This window comes from Acinetobacter sp. TR11, assembly GCF_027105035.1.
GTDB lineage: Bacteria > Pseudomonadota > Gammaproteobacteria > Pseudomonadales > Moraxellaceae > Acinetobacter.
Genome location: NZ_CP114256.1, coordinates 2,862,469 through 2,878,240, shown reverse-complemented (window position 1 = coordinate 2,878,240; position 15,772 = coordinate 2,862,469). Strand labels below are relative to the sequence as shown.

15 protein-coding genes and 1 pseudogene are annotated in these 15,772 nt (G+C 39.0%); 7 read left to right on the top strand and 9 right to left on the bottom strand.

Going from position 1 to position 15,772, the window contains the following annotated elements; all coding sequences use genetic code 11:
- The first annotated feature begins 93 nt into the window (after window positions 1–93).
- Window positions 94–669, top strand: coding sequence for a hypothetical protein (locus O1450_RS13960; protein WP_269228909.1), 576 nt, complete (start codon window positions 94–96; stop codon window positions 667–669).
- A gap of 45 nt (window positions 670–714) precedes the next feature.
- Window positions 715–1,794 (top strand): 3-isopropylmalate dehydrogenase, encoded by a 1,080-nt coding sequence (leuB, locus tag O1450_RS13955; RefSeq protein WP_269228908.1) that lies wholly within the window; start codon window positions 715–717, stop codon window positions 1,792–1,794.
- A gap of 66 nt (window positions 1,795–1,860) precedes the next feature.
- Here the strand turns inward: leuB and O1450_RS16575 are convergent.
- A pseudogene (locus O1450_RS16575) lies at window positions 1,861–2,256 on the bottom strand (hypothetical protein).
- Window positions 2,257–2,419: 163 nt separating this feature from the next.
- Here O1450_RS16575 and O1450_RS13950 point away from each other — a divergent pair.
- On the top strand, window positions 2,420–2,791 hold the full coding sequence (locus O1450_RS13950; RefSeq protein WP_269228907.1) for a lysozyme inhibitor LprI family protein: 372 nt from the start codon (window positions 2,420–2,422) through the stop codon (window positions 2,789–2,791).
- 61 nt (window positions 2,792–2,852) lie between these two features.
- Here O1450_RS13950 and infA read toward each other — a convergent pair whose 3' ends face one another.
- On the bottom strand, window positions 2,853–3,074 hold the full coding sequence (gene infA / locus O1450_RS13945; RefSeq protein ID WP_001284370.1) for a translation initiation factor IF-1: 222 nt from the start codon (window positions 3,072–3,074) through the stop codon (window positions 2,853–2,855).
- A gap of 229 nt (window positions 3,075–3,303) precedes the next feature.
- Between infA and O1450_RS13940 the strand changes: the two genes are divergently transcribed.
- The gene (locus tag O1450_RS13940) at window positions 3,304–4,311 is read left to right on the top strand and encodes an AraC family transcriptional regulator (protein WP_004659105.1); all 1,008 of its coding nucleotides are present in this window, start codon (window positions 3,304–3,306) and stop codon (window positions 4,309–4,311) included.
- 41 nt (window positions 4,312–4,352) lie between these two features.
- Here O1450_RS13940 and truA read toward each other — a convergent pair whose 3' ends face one another.
- The 5 genes from truA to asd form a co-directional block, all read right to left on the bottom strand.
- Window positions 4,353–5,150 carry a tRNA pseudouridine(38-40) synthase TruA gene (gene truA, locus O1450_RS13935; RefSeq protein ID WP_269228906.1) on the bottom strand — a complete coding sequence of 266 codons (798 nt, stop codon included), beginning with the start codon at window positions 5,148–5,150 and terminating at the stop codon, window positions 4,353–4,355.
- Between the two features lie 16 nt (window positions 5,151–5,166).
- The gene (locus O1450_RS13930; protein WP_269228905.1) at window positions 5,167–6,135 is read right to left on the bottom strand and encodes an asparaginase domain-containing protein; all 969 of its coding nucleotides are present in this window, start codon (window positions 6,133–6,135) and stop codon (window positions 5,167–5,169) included.
- Window positions 6,136–6,179: 44 nt separating this feature from the next.
- Window positions 6,180–7,358, bottom strand: a complete 1,179-nt coding sequence (locus tag O1450_RS13925) for a FimV domain-containing protein (protein ID WP_269228904.1) — start codon at window positions 7,356–7,358, stop codon at window positions 6,180–6,182.
- 61 nt (window positions 7,359–7,419) lie between these two features.
- Entirely contained in the window at window positions 7,420–8,922 is a 1,503-nt protein-coding gene (locus O1450_RS13920) for a FimV/HubP-related protein (RefSeq protein ID WP_269228903.1), read from the bottom strand.
- Window positions 8,923–9,063: 141 nt separating this feature from the next.
- On the bottom strand, window positions 9,064–10,182 hold the full coding sequence (asd, locus tag O1450_RS13915) for an aspartate-semialdehyde dehydrogenase (RefSeq protein WP_004659097.1): 1,119 nt from the start codon (window positions 10,180–10,182) through the stop codon (window positions 9,064–9,066).
- A 189-nt stretch (window positions 10,183–10,371) separates the two neighbouring features.
- Between asd and O1450_RS13910 the strand changes: the two genes are divergently transcribed.
- Entirely contained in the window at window positions 10,372–11,481 is a 1,110-nt protein-coding gene (locus O1450_RS13910; RefSeq protein WP_269228902.1) for an endonuclease/exonuclease/phosphatase family protein, read from the top strand.
- Between the two features lie 272 nt (window positions 11,482–11,753).
- On the opposite strand, the gene O1450_RS13905 is transcribed toward O1450_RS13910, so the two are convergent.
- Window positions 11,754–12,692: an LpxL/LpxP family acyltransferase gene (locus tag O1450_RS13905; RefSeq protein ID WP_269228901.1), complete on the bottom strand. Its 939-nt coding sequence runs from the start codon at window positions 12,690–12,692 to the stop codon at window positions 11,754–11,756.
- Between the two features lie 137 nt (window positions 12,693–12,829).
- On the opposite strand from O1450_RS13905, the gene O1450_RS13900 reads away from it, so the two are divergent.
- Window positions 12,830–13,357 carry an O-acetyl-ADP-ribose deacetylase gene (locus O1450_RS13900; protein WP_269228900.1) on the top strand — a complete coding sequence of 176 codons (528 nt, stop codon included), beginning with the start codon at window positions 12,830–12,832 and terminating at the stop codon, window positions 13,355–13,357.
- A 58-nt stretch (window positions 13,358–13,415) separates the two neighbouring features.
- On the opposite strand, the gene O1450_RS13895 is transcribed toward O1450_RS13900, so the two are convergent.
- Entirely contained in the window at window positions 13,416–15,326 is a 1,911-nt protein-coding gene (locus tag O1450_RS13895; RefSeq protein ID WP_005051278.1) for an ATP-binding cassette domain-containing protein, read from the bottom strand.
- Window positions 15,327–15,358: 32 nt separating this feature from the next.
- On the opposite strand from O1450_RS13895, the gene O1450_RS13890 reads away from it, so the two are divergent.
- Complete coding sequence (locus O1450_RS13890; RefSeq protein WP_018677344.1) at window positions 15,359–15,604, top strand: SlyX family protein; 246 nt, start codon at window positions 15,359–15,361, stop codon at window positions 15,602–15,604.
- The last annotated feature ends 168 nt before the right edge of the window (window positions 15,605–15,772 follow it).

Genomic DNA, 15,772 nt, shown 5'->3' with positions numbered 1-15,772 from the left:
AAATATAGCCATAGCGCAGATATGGAACTCTTGTTAACATGCGAGTAGATATTTCGCTTGCATGTTTGCATGATATAGGACTGGGCTTGAACAATGAAAAGAAGACTCGCTCGCAGTATTTTGCTGTGTTTAGGTGTTGGTATGACATTAACCGCATGTCAGAATTCTACGAATATGGTTGATCAGGTTCGTATTGCCCAAAATACAGTAGGCAATAAAGCGGAAAATGCAACTTTGTATTGTTCTGGCGTCGAAAATTGTGAGTTTGAACGAATCAATGATATTGCCGTGATCGATGCCAAATCGCACCGTATTAGCCAACAGGCGATGGAGCGAGGGATTGTACGATTGCATGGTTCGGTTTTTAGTAGAAATCAACAAGTCTACTTAAATGTCCCAGCCAAACAATATGAAGTAGTCATTCGCTTTTATCCTATTTCACCAGACCGAGCTGAAACCTTCCATGTGATTCATGCGTTCAAGCCGCATCAAAGCTATACCTTTAAAATGTACCGAGACCGTGCATATCGTTCGGGTAGTTTATTAAATGTTTCTATACCTGAACCTTTATGTGTAGATTTGCAACAAGAACAGCATACGATTCGTCGATTCTGTCGCCCATATGATGTGAGCACAGGTTTGGGTGAGTTTGTTGAGAAAAAAATTTAATCGGCTTGCAGTATGAACGCTGCATATATGAAACTGGAAGAATAAATGTCTAAACATATTTTAATTTTAGCAGGCGATGGTATCGGTCCTGAGATTGTTGGTGCAGCTGAGCAAGTACTAACTAAGGTGAATCAAAAATTTAATTTAGGTTTGACATGGGAACAAGGTTTACTGGGTGGTGCAGCAATTGATGCTCATGGTGAACCGTATCCAACTGTAACAAGCGAACAAGCTAAAAATGCAGATGCTATTTTATTGGGTGCGGTTGGTGGTCCTAAGTGGGATACCATTGAACGTTCGATTCGTCCAGAACGTGGTTTATTGAAAATTCGTAGTGAATTGAACTTATTTGCTAATCTACGTCCTGCGATTCTTTATCCGCAATTGGCTGATGCTTCAAGTTTGAAGCCAGAAATCGTTGCTGGTTTGGATATCCTCATTGTTCGTGAATTAACAGGGGGGATCTACTTTGGTCAACCACGTGGTATTCGCGAATTAGAAAATGGCGAAAAACAAGGCTATAACACCGACGTTTATTCAGAAAGTGAAATCAAGCGTATCGCCAAAGTTGCATTCGAGCTAGCAGGCTTGCGCGGTGGCAAAGTATGCTCGGTTGATAAAGCCAATGTATTGGAAGTGACTGAATTGTGGAAGCAAACGGTTACTGATTTACAGCAAGCACAATATTCAAATATTCAACTCTCACATATGTATGTTGACAATGCCGCGATGCAGTTAGTGCGTGCACCAAAGCAGTTTGATGTGATCGTTACAGGTAATTTATTTGGTGATATCTTATCTGACGAAGCAGCAATGTTGACAGGTTCGATCGGCATGTTGCCTTCTGCATCTTTAGATGAAAATGGCAAAGGTATGTATGAGCCATGTCATGGTTCTGCACCAGATATTGCTGGTCAAAATGTTGCTAATCCATTGGCAACTATTCTTTCAGTTGCGATGATGTTACGTTATACCTTCCGTGAAGAAGCTGCAGCAAAAGCAATTGAAGATGCTGTAGGTCAAGTATTAGATCAAGGTTTACGTACAGCGGATATTATGTCTGAAGGCATGACAAAAGTTGGTACAGATGCTATGGGCGAAGCTGTAGTTTCAGCACTTAACTAAGAATTATAGCCAATTAAAAACGCAGCTTAGGCTGCGTTTTTTTATAACTTAATGTATATGGGCGAACTAACAAGCCTTGCCTTCATAGCGAATAGAGTGAGCAATTTGCTGTTGGTCTAGCTCAAAAATGATGTGACATTTTAAATTGAGATCATAAGTACTATCTGTATTGCCAGCACTTTGAATTGGTATATTTTGAACACTAAGTTCAGCCGATTGAGCAATAGGAATTGGGTGAATGACAGTGTAAATCAGCTGATTGCTTTGTTTGATTGGTTGGGCGATAGTCTGAAAACCTAGAGGTTTTAAATCGAACTGCTGTTGGATTATGGTTGCAGATTGCCCAATAAAAAGTTGTAAATAATCAGGTAGGCTGCTTCGATTTTGGTATGCAGTGGTACATGCTTATAAAGATAATATAATTATAAATAACAAATACTTAAATTTTTCATTTTGATCAATCCTTATCCTCCCATCTATTTTTATTCAATCCTTAAATTATGTTGGTTTCGAGTTCATTTGTGTGAATTGATAAAAATATACAAACTAGTCTATTTTTAGGCAATATTCAATTGAGTTCAAATGTGCTTAGATAGATAGCATATTAAGCGATTGAGAAAACTTGATGCACAAATTTATATTTGGACTGATGTGTGGCGCTTTAGCAACATTCAGTCATGCAGATAATTGTGATAAGGCACGCAATACGTATGATGATATTTATTGCACGAATAAAATTTATGCGAGTGCTGATGCTGATTTAAATAAAAATTACCAGCAATTACGTCACCAACTCGATGAGACACAACAAAAGATTCTTAAAAAGTCTCAGCTCGCATGGATTCATCATCGAGATGCAGAATGTACTGATGATCAAAAAAATAGCGTAAGCGTGCAATGTAGACTTACGACGACACAAGAGCGTAATCATTGGTTAGAGGAAAGATTGCGTGAGTGTCAAACGGTAGGGTGTAAAACAACACGTTTGAGTGAGTAATAAGAATCAAGCATAAAAAAAGCCACAAACAAAATGTGGCTTTTTTGCATTCACGAATCTCTTAGCGCGCGCGATAAGTGATACGACCCTTTGTTAAGTCATAAGGTGTCATTTCTACTTTTACACTGTCGCCCGTCAAAATACGGATATAGTGTTTGCGCATTTTACCAGAAATGTGAGCAATAACTTCGTGACCGTTTTCTAAACGTACACGGAACATCGTATTAGGAAGCGTTTCGGTGACAACGCCTTCGAACTCAATGAGTTCCTCTTTATTGGCCATAGCCTACCTGATGATCAAATTGGAAAGGGGCAAATTATAGTCAATTTATTTGAATTTTACAAGGTGAAGCGTATGTAAACCTTTTAGATCTTTATTCATAAAAACTGTCGGACAATTGACAATTTTTTTTAACAAAAGAAGCAGAATATTGTTGTCAGTTTGGTCAATCAACGTTAATCTAAAATTGTTGTTATTGTTACAAGAACGTATCTACAGGGAAGGGCACTGAGTGGGTCAGTTAACAGATGCATCAGTTGTATTGCGCTTTGGTTATCAGGCAATTCGTAAAGCAGGATTGCCAACTGAAGAGATTCTAACAAAAGCAGGGGTAGCGCTAAATCAAATTGATACCAATGCCAGAACGCCATTAAGTGCGCAAAATGCATTTTGGATTGCTGCACAGGAAGTCAGCAATGATCCTGATATTGGATTGCATTTAGGTGAGCATTTACCACTCTATCGTGGTCAGGTGATTGAGCATCTATTTATTAGTAGTGAAACATTTGGTGAGGGCCTAAAACGAGCTTTAGCTTATCAACGTCTGATCAGTGATGCTTTTGATGCAAAACTCGTAGTTGAAGATGGTCGTTGTTATCTCACCAACGGTGAACAGTTTTGGTCAGATAATTTAGTCAATCGCCATTTCTCTGAATGTGCTATGTCAGGCATCTTACGTTTCTTTAAATTTATTACTGAAGGTCAGTTTCAGCCAATTTACATCGACTTTAATTTTAGTGATGGTGCTGATGATGATGAATATTTCCGAGTATATGGTTGTCCTGTTAGTTTAGGACAAAAAGCGACACGTCTTTATTTTGATGTGGCAGTGCTTGATTACCCCTTGTGGCAAGCTGAACCAGAACTATTACAATTACATGAACAACTAGCGATTGAGAAACTACAAGAGCTTGCGCGGTATGATTTGGTTGGTGAAGTTCGCCGCGCGATTGGTTCAACTTTAGAAAGTGGTGAAACTACGTTAGAAACAGTTGCAGCTCAATTAAGCATCACGCCACGCCGCTTAAGAACACAGCTTAGCGAGGCGAATACGAGCTTCCAGCAAATCCTTTCAGATTATCGTTGCCGTCTAGCGAAGAAATTATTGGCGAATACCAATGAAAGTGTAGAAAGAATTGTGTATTTAACGGGTTTTTCTGAACCAAGTACGTTCTATCGTGCATTTAAGCGTTGGACGAATGAAACCCCTGTCGAATATCGTAAGCGTAAACAGCGCTAATTTTTCTAAGAAAAAAGCCTTATCTCTCGATAAGGCTTTTTTTATTTAGGCAGATTTAACCATTGGGGACCTAAAGGCAGCTGTGGTAAATCAAACTCATCAGGATAATAGGACTGAATAAAATATAAACCATCAGGTGGGGCGGTAATGCCTGCAGCGGTACGGTCTTCTGCGGCAAACATGGTATCGATATGATCAATATCGTACATACCTTGCCCAATCTCAAGCAGGCATCCCATGATATTCCGTACCATATGATGTAAAAATCCATCGGCTTGAATATCTAATACTAAATAGCGTCCATGTTCAAATAGACGACAGTGTTTTACATGACGTATGGGTTGGTTGGATTGACATGCAGCAGCTCGGAAAGTCTCAAAGTTATGCGTTCCCTCAAATTTGGATGCAGCGACAATCATCTTCGGTACATCTAATTTTTGATAAAGATGAGTGACTTGTTTATACAATAGTGCAGGACGGGTGGGTGCGTTATAGACGACATAGCGATAACGTCGAGCAATCGCTTTGAACCGTGCATGGAAATTCTCATCCATGCGTTTAATCCATTGAATTGAAATATCTTTTGGAAGTTGGCTATTTGCACCACGAATCCAACCTTGTTCTGGGCGAATGGCTTCGGTGTCAAAATGAGCCACCATATTGGTTGCATGCACACCCGCATCCGTACGGCCAGCACCATGCAAAATAATGGGCTGATTGGCAATACAGCTCAGTACTTTCTCGATGGTTTCCTGAACAGTTACAACGCCAGCCTGCTGGGTTTGCCAACCACGGTATTGCGTGCCACAAAATTCAATACCGATTGCATAACGTTGCATGTTTTAACCTCAAATATTAATGCTGATGCCAATTCGCGAACCATTGTTCGTGGCTCGGATATTTTAAATAGATTTGCAAGACTTTTGCATATAAATCAGCATGGCTATGGCAATCATTGATTAAAACTTTGGCAGATTGAATCCATGAACTGACGGCATAACGTTGATCTAGTTGCCCAAAGGTCACTTGTGTGCTGATAATAGGCAGACATTTTTTTTGATACAGTTGCTCAAACAGCATCAGAATTTCGTCATTTACTGCAATATTGCCTGTGCCAAATCCTTGTAGAATCAAGAAATTTGGTGGGTTAAGCAGAATATTTTTTAACTGTAGAATGAGTTGTTCTTTTGCAATCGGCTGCAACATCAAATTTAAGATGCTGAGTTCAGTTGCTTGCTGAATATATTCATTTTGAACAACAAGAAAATCTGCTGTGGTTTGACAACTTTGATCTGCTTTAACACCGACGAAAGCATCCAACTCAGTGGTATGTGCTTTTAAGGTCGTTTGTGCGTGAAAAACTTGTTCATGGAATGCCAGATAAACACCAGTTGGCAAAGAGATGACTTGCTCTAATGCCAAATATAGGTTGCCTGTGGCATCTGTAAATTCACGGGTATCATTGCCTTCAACATTCAATAATGGGTATTGGCTACCTGTAATGATGGCATGACAAGAATGTCCCAAGAAACGAGCAAGTGTTGCTGCAGCGTAACTTAAAGTGTCTGTCCCATGAATAATGACAAAATGTTGAAAACCATTGAGTTGCAATTGCTGGATTTGTTGTACCAACTTTAGCCAATCCGTTGCAGTGCAGGCACTACTGTCTTTGATACTAGGCGCAGCGAAACATTCGACCTGTAAATGATGTGGAATGATCTTAGCTAGTAAAGGTAGAAAATCCTGTTCTGGCATTGGCATCAATGGTTCACCAACGCAACCAAACGTCCCACCCATATAAATTAAAGCGATTTTTTTCATCATAAAAAAAGCAGTCTGAGAGACTGCTTATATTAGACCGATCAAATTCAGGAAGCTATTTTATTCAGTAAACTTTGTGAATGTTGTTGTTGCTCTGCATTAAATGACGGGCTATTTTTTAATAATTCACGTGCAGAATCATAAGCGCCCAATTCAATATATTGCTCAGCAAGTTCTAGATTGAGCTGTGCTTCATCAAGTTGTTGTAAATCAGGAAATGATTGTACAAGAGGGTCGTTGATTGCAACAGATGTAGTTTGAGGCGTGGTTTGAACAGGTTCAAGTTCAACAACTGATTCCGTAACTTCAACTTGCTTGTTTTCTGTCGGTTCAAAACTAAAATCTAACGTTGGTGCTGCTTCAGTTTTTTGTTCTGTAACTTCTAAGTTTGAAAAATTGAAATCTAATTCAGGCTTTGCTTCTTCAACTACAGGAGGAGTTGCAGGTGCAGCATCTAAATTGAATGAGAATTCTAAAGGAGCAGGCTCTTTATTCTCTTGTTGCTCGATTGTTGGTGTAGCTTCGGTTGTTTCCTTTTTCTCAAAGGAAAAATTAAAATCTAATGGCTGAACTTCTGGGACTGGTTCAACTGGTTTAACTTCTTCTGCTGGTGCAACATATCCAGATTGTAAGTCATCAAATGATTGTGACGTTTTTGATGCCGCTAATGCGTCAAAATCTGCGTTGTTTTGCTCTGTTGCTAAACTATCTGATGTACTGGTTTGCTGGAAATGGCTTGAGCCTGAATTGAACTCAATTGCATCAGGTTGTTTATTTTTTTCATATTCACGTTGCTTTGCTTCAGCAGCTTCAGCAATATCATCAAGTTTCAAAGCATGAATATGTTTGATCAATTGATCAATTGCAAAATCATCTTTTTGAGCTAAGTGAATATCAAGGAGAAATAAATATAACTCATGTTGGGAGTTATCTTGTTTTAAAATCTGATTGATTTGTGCTTCCGCGCCTTGATAATTGCCACTTTGAATTTGCTGTTCAATTTTCTGGCGTAAAGACTCTGGAATCGCGGTTGCGGCGGCTGGAACAGATTCCTGTTCTTCACGTGCTAATGTCGTACGTGAAGTTTTAGTTGTCGCTGCTTTTTTCGCTGATTTTGCTGTAGCACCTTTTTTAGGTGTTGCAGTATTTTGGTTGTCACTGCGTTTTTTTAAAACGATTGCAACAACTAATGCAACGATTAGCAGTACAATTATTATAGTTGACATGATCTATACCCCTTAAAGATAGAGCCGCTTTGGTGCAAATTTATGAGAATCTTCTCGTAACCTAGCGTGTTGGCTTTTTAGTTTCCTGCTGCACTTTCAACTGATCTTGTAACTCTGCAAGCCGAGCATTTAATAGCTGAATACGTTGTTCCTTGTTACGTAATGCCAATTCTAACTGTGTTACGTTTCTTTGTAATGTAACGGTTTTTTCTCGTGCTGTCATAACTTTTAATGATAAATCTGCACTGGTTTTTTGCTGTAATGTGTCTTTTTTCGCACTTCCATTGCTTGAATCTTGGTTACTTTCAGCGACTAGTGACATTTCAGCTTGCTGTAGGCGATATTTGGCTTGACCTGATCGAGGATGTGTTACCTGTGCTGCTATTTGATTTATTGCTGTATTTTGACGGGATAGTGTTGTATTTAGATTGAAATTTAAGCGAGACCCTTGTCTTAAACGATTTGCATTACCACCAATAAAAGCATGCTTATTCTGTGCTTTGATCTGATTCATAACTTTAGCAACAGGCTGTTGTGTTTGTGATGCGATTTGTTGCGCAATACTCCATAAAGATTCGTTACGCTGCACGACATGCTGTTGAGCTGAGTTATTAGATGCAGTCATGGAGTTGCTATTTGTGGCTGGTACTTTCTTTTTAACTTGTTGTGTATCTTGCGTAGGTTGTTGTTTCTTAATTTTTTCTTGTGGTTCAACTGGTTTTTTGTCGAGTGGTTTTGATTCTTTTTCGATTGGTGTAGGTGGTTGGCTCGCAGTTTGAACTGGCTGAGCTGCGACTTGAACAATAGGCTGTTTAGTCATGGTAGGCGTTGGATTTGATTCAATTTTTACTGGTGCAGTCGTATTTATATTATTTGTTTCGATTCTAGGGTTAATTTTTGCAGTTGCAGTGTCCTGATTTTGGCTTGGTATCGGCGTTGTAACAACAGATATTGCTACTGGAGAGCTTTGCTTTGATTGTGAGCTATTTAATATTGGTGGTAAAGCTGAGGAGACATTTAATAAATTTTCTTGCTTTAAATTAAGCTCTTTTGCATTTGTTGCAATTGGTGAACTGAAGCGAGTGCTTTCGGGCAAATTGAGTGCAATATCTTTTTCACTGACAATATATTTAGGTGAAAGCGTTTTTTCATTTGCAGCTGCTTTAGCGGATATCGCTCTTGAACTTTGTCCTATAGGCTGCTTAATATGCTTTAAATGTGCTGCACCACTTTCTTGTATTTTAAGAATAATATTAAGTTCACTGTCTGTCATTGGACGTGTAGAAGTGATCACAATCACCCCTTCACCTTGTGAATTACGGCGTGTATAAAAATTTAGGCCACTCGGAGGCTGATGAGCAGCACCCATCATTAAAAGATCTTCAGGTGTTGCTAAGCCTACATCTAATTTTGCGGTAGGATCGGCTTGATGAAAACTCATTTCTGCGTAGAGTAATTCACCAGGTGCAGATTGGATTTGCAATGGATCGAGTGTAATCGCATAAAGGTGTTGCGAAGAAATGATGGCTAAAATGGCAACTTTTAATTTGTTATAAACAGTCATCTCGATCCATGAAAAAGTGATGTTTTAGTCAATTCAAAAGTATACATTACCGTGATGTAAATGAATTGTAAAATATTCATGTTTGATAAAAAACAAAAGCCGATCAAATGTGATCGGCTTTTGTTTTTTAAATGTTTTTGCTTAAGCGTTCTTGTATTCAACCAAAATACGAAGCATACGACGTAAAGGTTCAGCAGCACCCCAAAGTAATTGGTCACCCACAGTGAATGCGCCTAAATATTCTTTACCCATATTGAGCTTACGTAAACGACCAACTGGAACAGTTAAAGTACCAGTTACAGCAACAGGAGTAAGGTCAGTCATAGAGGCTTCACGGGTATTTGGAACCACTTTCGCCCATTGGCTTGATTGACGAATCATGTCTTCGATTTCATCAAGCGCAACATCTTTTTTCAACTTCAAAGTAATGGCTTGAGAGTGACAACGCATTGCACCAATACGAACACAATGACCATCAATAGGAACAATCTGTTGATTGCCTAAGATCTTGTTGGTTTCAACCTGACCTTTCCATTCCTCTTTTGATTGACCACTTTCAAGCTGTTTATCGATATATGGGATCAATGAACCTGCTAATGGCACACCAAAGTTAGATTTTGGAAAACCTTCACCACGTTGTAACTCGGCAATTTGACGGTCAATATCAAGAATTGCAGATTTTGGATCATCCAATAACGTTTTAGTATTGTTATATAAATAACCCATACCAGTGATCAATTCACGCATGTTTTGCGCGCCCGCACCAGAAGCTGCTTGATAAGTCATCGAAGTTGCCCATTCCACTAAATTATTTTGGAACAGAGAACCTAAACCCATCAACATTAAAGAAACGGTACAGTTACCGCCAACGAAAGTTTTAGTGCCGTTGACTAAACCATCTTTAATCACGTTTAAATTGACCGGATCAAGTACGATGATCGCATCATCTGCCATACGTAGTGTAGATGCTGCATCAATCCAGTAACCATCCCAACCTTCAGCTTTTAGCTTAGGGAAAATTTCAGATGTATAATCACCACCTTGACAGGTTAAAATGACATCCATTTGCTTCAGACTGTTAATATCTGACGCATCCATAAGTGCTGGTGCAGTCTTACCACCAAATGAAGGTGCTTCGCCACCTGCATTACTGGTAGAAAAATAGAATGGCTCAATGTGAGCAAAATCATTCTCTTCAACCATACGTTGCATGAGGACAGAACCAACCATCCCACGCCAACCGACCAGACCTACTTTCATGTCATTGTGCCTCGGTATGTAAAAAACTTTAAAGGGGTTTGAGTGTATCAAAAGCGACCACAACTGCAAGCTTTACGTAAATAAAACGATAATTTTATTGAGTGGAATAACTTGTTTGTATTAGATAAAAAATTGATAAAGCTATAACTTCTTTAAAAAATCCAAGATAACCCTAAGAGTACAATTAACATGATATGGATCGAATTTTGTGCGGTACTGGTTATTTGGCTGAGCCTGTGGTCTTTGATTCCTCGTGATGAATGGTGGTTTCGCGGTGCAGATTTTCCTCGTTTGCAAATATTGGCAATAGGAATAATCGCCCTATTGGGTTTGTTATTTATGCAAACAGAATGGACTTTAACGCGAGAAGTACTACTTTTGGGGCTTATCGCAGCGGTCGCATTCCAATTAAAAATGGTTTTGCCTTACACGCCAATATGGCGTAAACAAGTTCAGCAGGTGAAACAAGGGCAATTAAATCCAGAGCAGCAAATTTCTTTGTTGGTTGCTAATGTGCTTACACCTAATCATCAATATGATTTATTGTTGAAACATATTGATGATTTACAACCAGATCTAGTACTGACATTAGAGTCGGATCAAAACTGGCAAGATGCATTACAGCCTATAGAAAAACAATATCCTTACCGTGTTGCAGTGCCATTGGATAATTTATATGGCATGCATTTGTATAGCCGTTTACGTTTAGATGATTCTGAAATTAAATTTATTTTAAGCGATGAAATTCCATCTATACACGCCTCGGTAACATTACGTTCAGGTATCCAAGTACAGTTATATTGTTTGCACCCTAAACCACCAAGCCCAACTGAAGCCAAAGATTCAACTCTAAGAGATGCTGAACTTTTAATGGTTGGTGATCGAATTAAAGATTTAGATGAAAGTTGTATTGTCATGGGAGATCTTAATGATGTGGCATGGTCACGCACCACGCGATTATTTCAACGAATCAGTGGCTTGCTAGATCCACGGGTAGGTCGCTATTTCATGAATACTTTTCACGCAGACTATCGACTTTTACGTTGGTCTTTAGACCATATCTTTCATAGTACCGACTTTGGCTTAGTGGAAATGAAACGCTTATCTCATATAGGTTCTGATCATTTTCCAATATATGTCGTTTTACAGACGGGTCGTATTTTTGAGCAACAGCAGGAAGAACTAGAACAAAGCGCTGAAGATGAACAAGAGGCTGAAGAAGCGATTCGGGATGGTATAGAAAAAGCAGAACAAGAGCACAAGCAAGTTGTTGATGAATTGGCTCAGCCTTATAAGTGACTCAATAGAATGAAATGGCAAATATCGTGATGTAAGCAATATCGTACATTGATTTAAGTCTACGGCGAATAGTCGAGTTTGATCAAAAGGTTTATTCTAAATACATCAGCACAAGGATGCAGGAAAGGATTTCCGATTAAGGATAGCGACGCTGAAATGGAAAAACGTATTATGGATATGATGCATGCGATGGAAGCAAGATAATAAAAAATGATGTGAAAGCACAACCTCATTTACCCGAGTTTTGCAGGATGCGAAACTCGGGTTTTAATTTATTTATAAATACTCTCGTAGCCTTCAGCCCTAGTTTTAAAACGGCGATGGAACCACATCCATTGAGTTGGTGCGATACGCAATTGAGCCTCAATGATTCTATTCACCCGAATTGCATCATCGAGTTCATTTTCACTGGGCATATTTTCAACAATAGGCTCAATCAGAACTTTGTATTGTGGATTACGAACATCACCATAACGATAAAAATAAAGCGGGATTGCAACAGATTTGGAGATTTTTAATAGACGACGATGTGCAGTAACAGTGGCAGCAGGAACACCGAAAAAAGGTGCCATGACACCTTGTTTTAAGCCAAAATCTTGGTCTGGACTATACCAAATCGCACCGCCATCTTTTAAGCGACGAACCAAGCCACGCATATCATCATGATCAATTTGCTGTTGATAAATGGTTGCGCGACAACGATAAATCAGCATATCCAACATAGGATTATTCTGTGGACGATAGACCACATCAGGCTCAAAATATTGAGCACAAATATAACCACCTGCATCCAATAAAGTACTGTGTGTACCTAGCAATAAGATACCTTTGCCTTGTGCTTTGGCTGAGTTGATGTGCTCTAGACCTTCAATACTATGGCGTCCTTTAAACCAATTTGGACAATACCAAGCATTTAATGTTTCAAATACCCCCAACATCATGTCGACAAACACTTGTTTTGCTTGTGCTTCAACCTCAACAGGAGACCATTCAGGGAAGCAAACTTGCAGATTTCTGATTGTGGTTTTTCGACGTGATTTGAGCAAGTGCCAGCATAATGAGGCTAAACCATGTGCCAAGCGCCATTGAATTGCCCAAGGTAAGATTGCTAAGAGCATGAGAAAAGTGATGGCGATCCAGATTTTCCAATACTTAGGGAGTAAAAATTCCCATTGAAACTCGCCAGGGATATAAGACTGCTTTTGACTCATAAACTCTAAATATGAATAACGTTGAATTTTGAAGCAGTGTAGCATGAAGTCGGTTTAGTAATTTAAATGTTAAATAAAACCGCAGTTGTTGTAGCGTAAATCAGCCATTAAACAGCTCTGATAAAGAGGAGAAGATTTTGAAAAGTATAAAAATAATGAAAGGAGATATTACCCAAATCACGGTAGATGCAATTGTTAATGCGGCCAATACTTCACTATTAGGTGGTGGAGGTGTAGATGGTGCAATTCATCGTCGTGGTGGTGTAGCGATTTTGGCAGATTGTCAAAAGATTCGTGCCAAGCAAGGTGGTTGTGCAGTTGGCGAAGCGGTCATGACCACCGCGGGGAATCTACCAGCAAAATATGTGATTCATACTGTTGGACCAACATGGTTAAATGGTGAGAAAAACGAACCAATTTTATTAGAAAATGCTTATCGTAATAGTTTTAAACTCGCTGATCATCTGGGTTTAAAAACAATCGCCTTTCCAAATATTTCAACAGGAATTTATCGGTTTCCTAAACAGCGTGCTGCTCAAATCGCTTTTACAGTGATTAATGACGAGTTAAAACAAAGTCAGTCAGTCCAAGAAGTAATTTTTGTTTGTTTTGATGATGAAAATTTTAATATTTATCATTCATTAAAAGATGATTTTGAAATCTAAGCACTCATTGGATTTTAATAGAGCATCTATCATTTATGGATAGATGCTCATCATCTGATTAATTGCCTTTCGACATATTTTCTAAGATGTCCCAACGTTCCAACTTCTCAAGCAAAGATTCTTCAATTTCTGCTAAACGTTGGCTCGCCAAAGTTGCAGCATTAGCGTCAGAGACAAACCAAGAACCATCTGCAAGCTTTGCTGAAAGTTCTGCTTGTTCTTTTTCAAGTTTTTCCATTTCAGCAGGAAGTTGTTCTAACTCACGTTGGTCTTTATAACTGAGTTTGACTTTTTTAGGCGCTGATGCCGCGGCGGCAGCCGCTTCTGCTTTGGCTTGCGCTTTCTTAACATCACTTTTTTGATCGACAACTTTGTCATCTGGGCGTTGTTCTAAGTAATCTTGATAACCACCAACGTATTCATCAATATTACCTTTGCCGTCAAAAACCCACGTTGAAGTCACGACATTATCCATAAAGGCACGGTCATGTGAGATCAATAACAAAGTGCCTTTATACTCAGATAACATCTCTTCAAGCAACTCAAGTGTCACCATATCTAAGTCATTGGTAGGCTCATCCATCACGATTAAGTTCGATGGTTTCAATAACAGTTTTGCCAATAAGATACGGTTTCTCTCACCACCCGACAGTGCTTTCACTGGTGTACGTGCACGCTCTGGTGAGAATAAAAAGTCTTGTAAATAACTATAGATATGACGACGGTTACCATTTACATCAACAAAATCAGAACCTTCAGAAACGTTGGCCATCACTGTTTTTTCAAGGTCTAAGGCGTTACGTAGTTGGTCAAAATAAGCAACTTCTAATTGAGTACCTGTTTTAACTGAACCTGCGTGTTCGATTTCACCCAAAATAGCTTTAATCAGTGTGGTTTTACCGACACCATTATCGCCCACTAAACCGATACGATCTCCACGAAGAACCAGTGCTGAGAAATCTTTGATAATCGGCGCATTATCACCAAAGGTGACACTTAAATGTTCAATTTCAAATACCAATTTACCTGAACGATTGGCATCTTGGGTCGCCATGCTCACTTTACCTTGTTGTGAGCGACGAGCTTTGGATTGCTCACGTAAATCTTTTAGTGCACGAACACGACCTTCATTACGTGTACGACGAGCCTTGATGCCTTGACGAATCCATGCTTCTTCTTCAGCTAATTTTTTATCAAATAAAGCATTTTGTTTTTCTTCTGCTTCCATTTGCTGTGCTTTAAGATCTAAATAGCGTGAATAGTTACCTTCATAGCTACGTAAAATACCACGATCTAGTTCAACAATACGGGTTGCAATGCTGTCTACAAATGAACGGTCATGTGAGATAAATAATAAGGTTAGATTATTTTGATCAAGCAGGAATTTCTCTAACCATTCAATACTTTCTACATCTAAATGGTTGGTAGGTTCATCAAGTAATAGCACATCTGGTTGAGTCAGTAATGCACGTGCCAATAATACACGACGCTTACGGCCACCCGATAAATCGGCTAGATCGGCATTTGGATCAAGTCCCATTTTACTGAGAATCGAATTTACTTTATTTTCTAATGCCCAACCATCAAGCTGATCAAGCTTGTGTTGTAACATTCCCATATGATCACAGGCTTCCATATCACCCAACACACAAGCATCACTTGCCTCGTGATACGCTTTAAGTACAGCCGCCGCTTCACCTGCGCCATCTGCCACGATATCAGCCACTTTACCTGAGTCCATTGGTACATCTTGGGCTAACATTGAAACAGTTAAACCATTTTGAATTGAAACTTCACCTGTATCAGGCAATAAGCTTCCCTCAATCAGTTTAAGTAAAGTAGACTTACCTTCACCATTACGACCGATTAAACAGACTCGTTCGCCACGTTCTAGGTTAAAGTTCGCGCCGTCGAGTAGGGCAGGCCCACCAAATGCGAGGTGGACATCCCTTAAAGTAATATAGGCCATAATGTTTCCTAAAAGCTCAGATGAGGTCTGAAATGACTAAACAACAAAATTGTGATGATCACGCGTCATTGTCCGCACCCATTGAAGATTTGCAAGTCCGAATTGCATTTTTAGACGATTTAGTTGAACAATTGAATGAACAGCTTGCGATTCAGACTCAAGAAATCGCAATTTTAAAAAAACAAATGCAACTTTTATATCGTCGAGTTGAATCATCAGATTTATCAGAAGGGATTGCGCCTTTTGATCCAATGAGTGATAAACCACCGCATTATTGATCATATAGATGTTGAATAATAAGGATCTGAGTTAAAACTTAGTCATGCTCTTAGGGAAAAATATTTTTAAATTTCAGAATAACAACGTGAAATTACGATTATATCGTCAGGTTTAACTTCTTATTCTGAATAGAATAGCAAGGAAAACTTGCGTTTTTGATTCAAGTT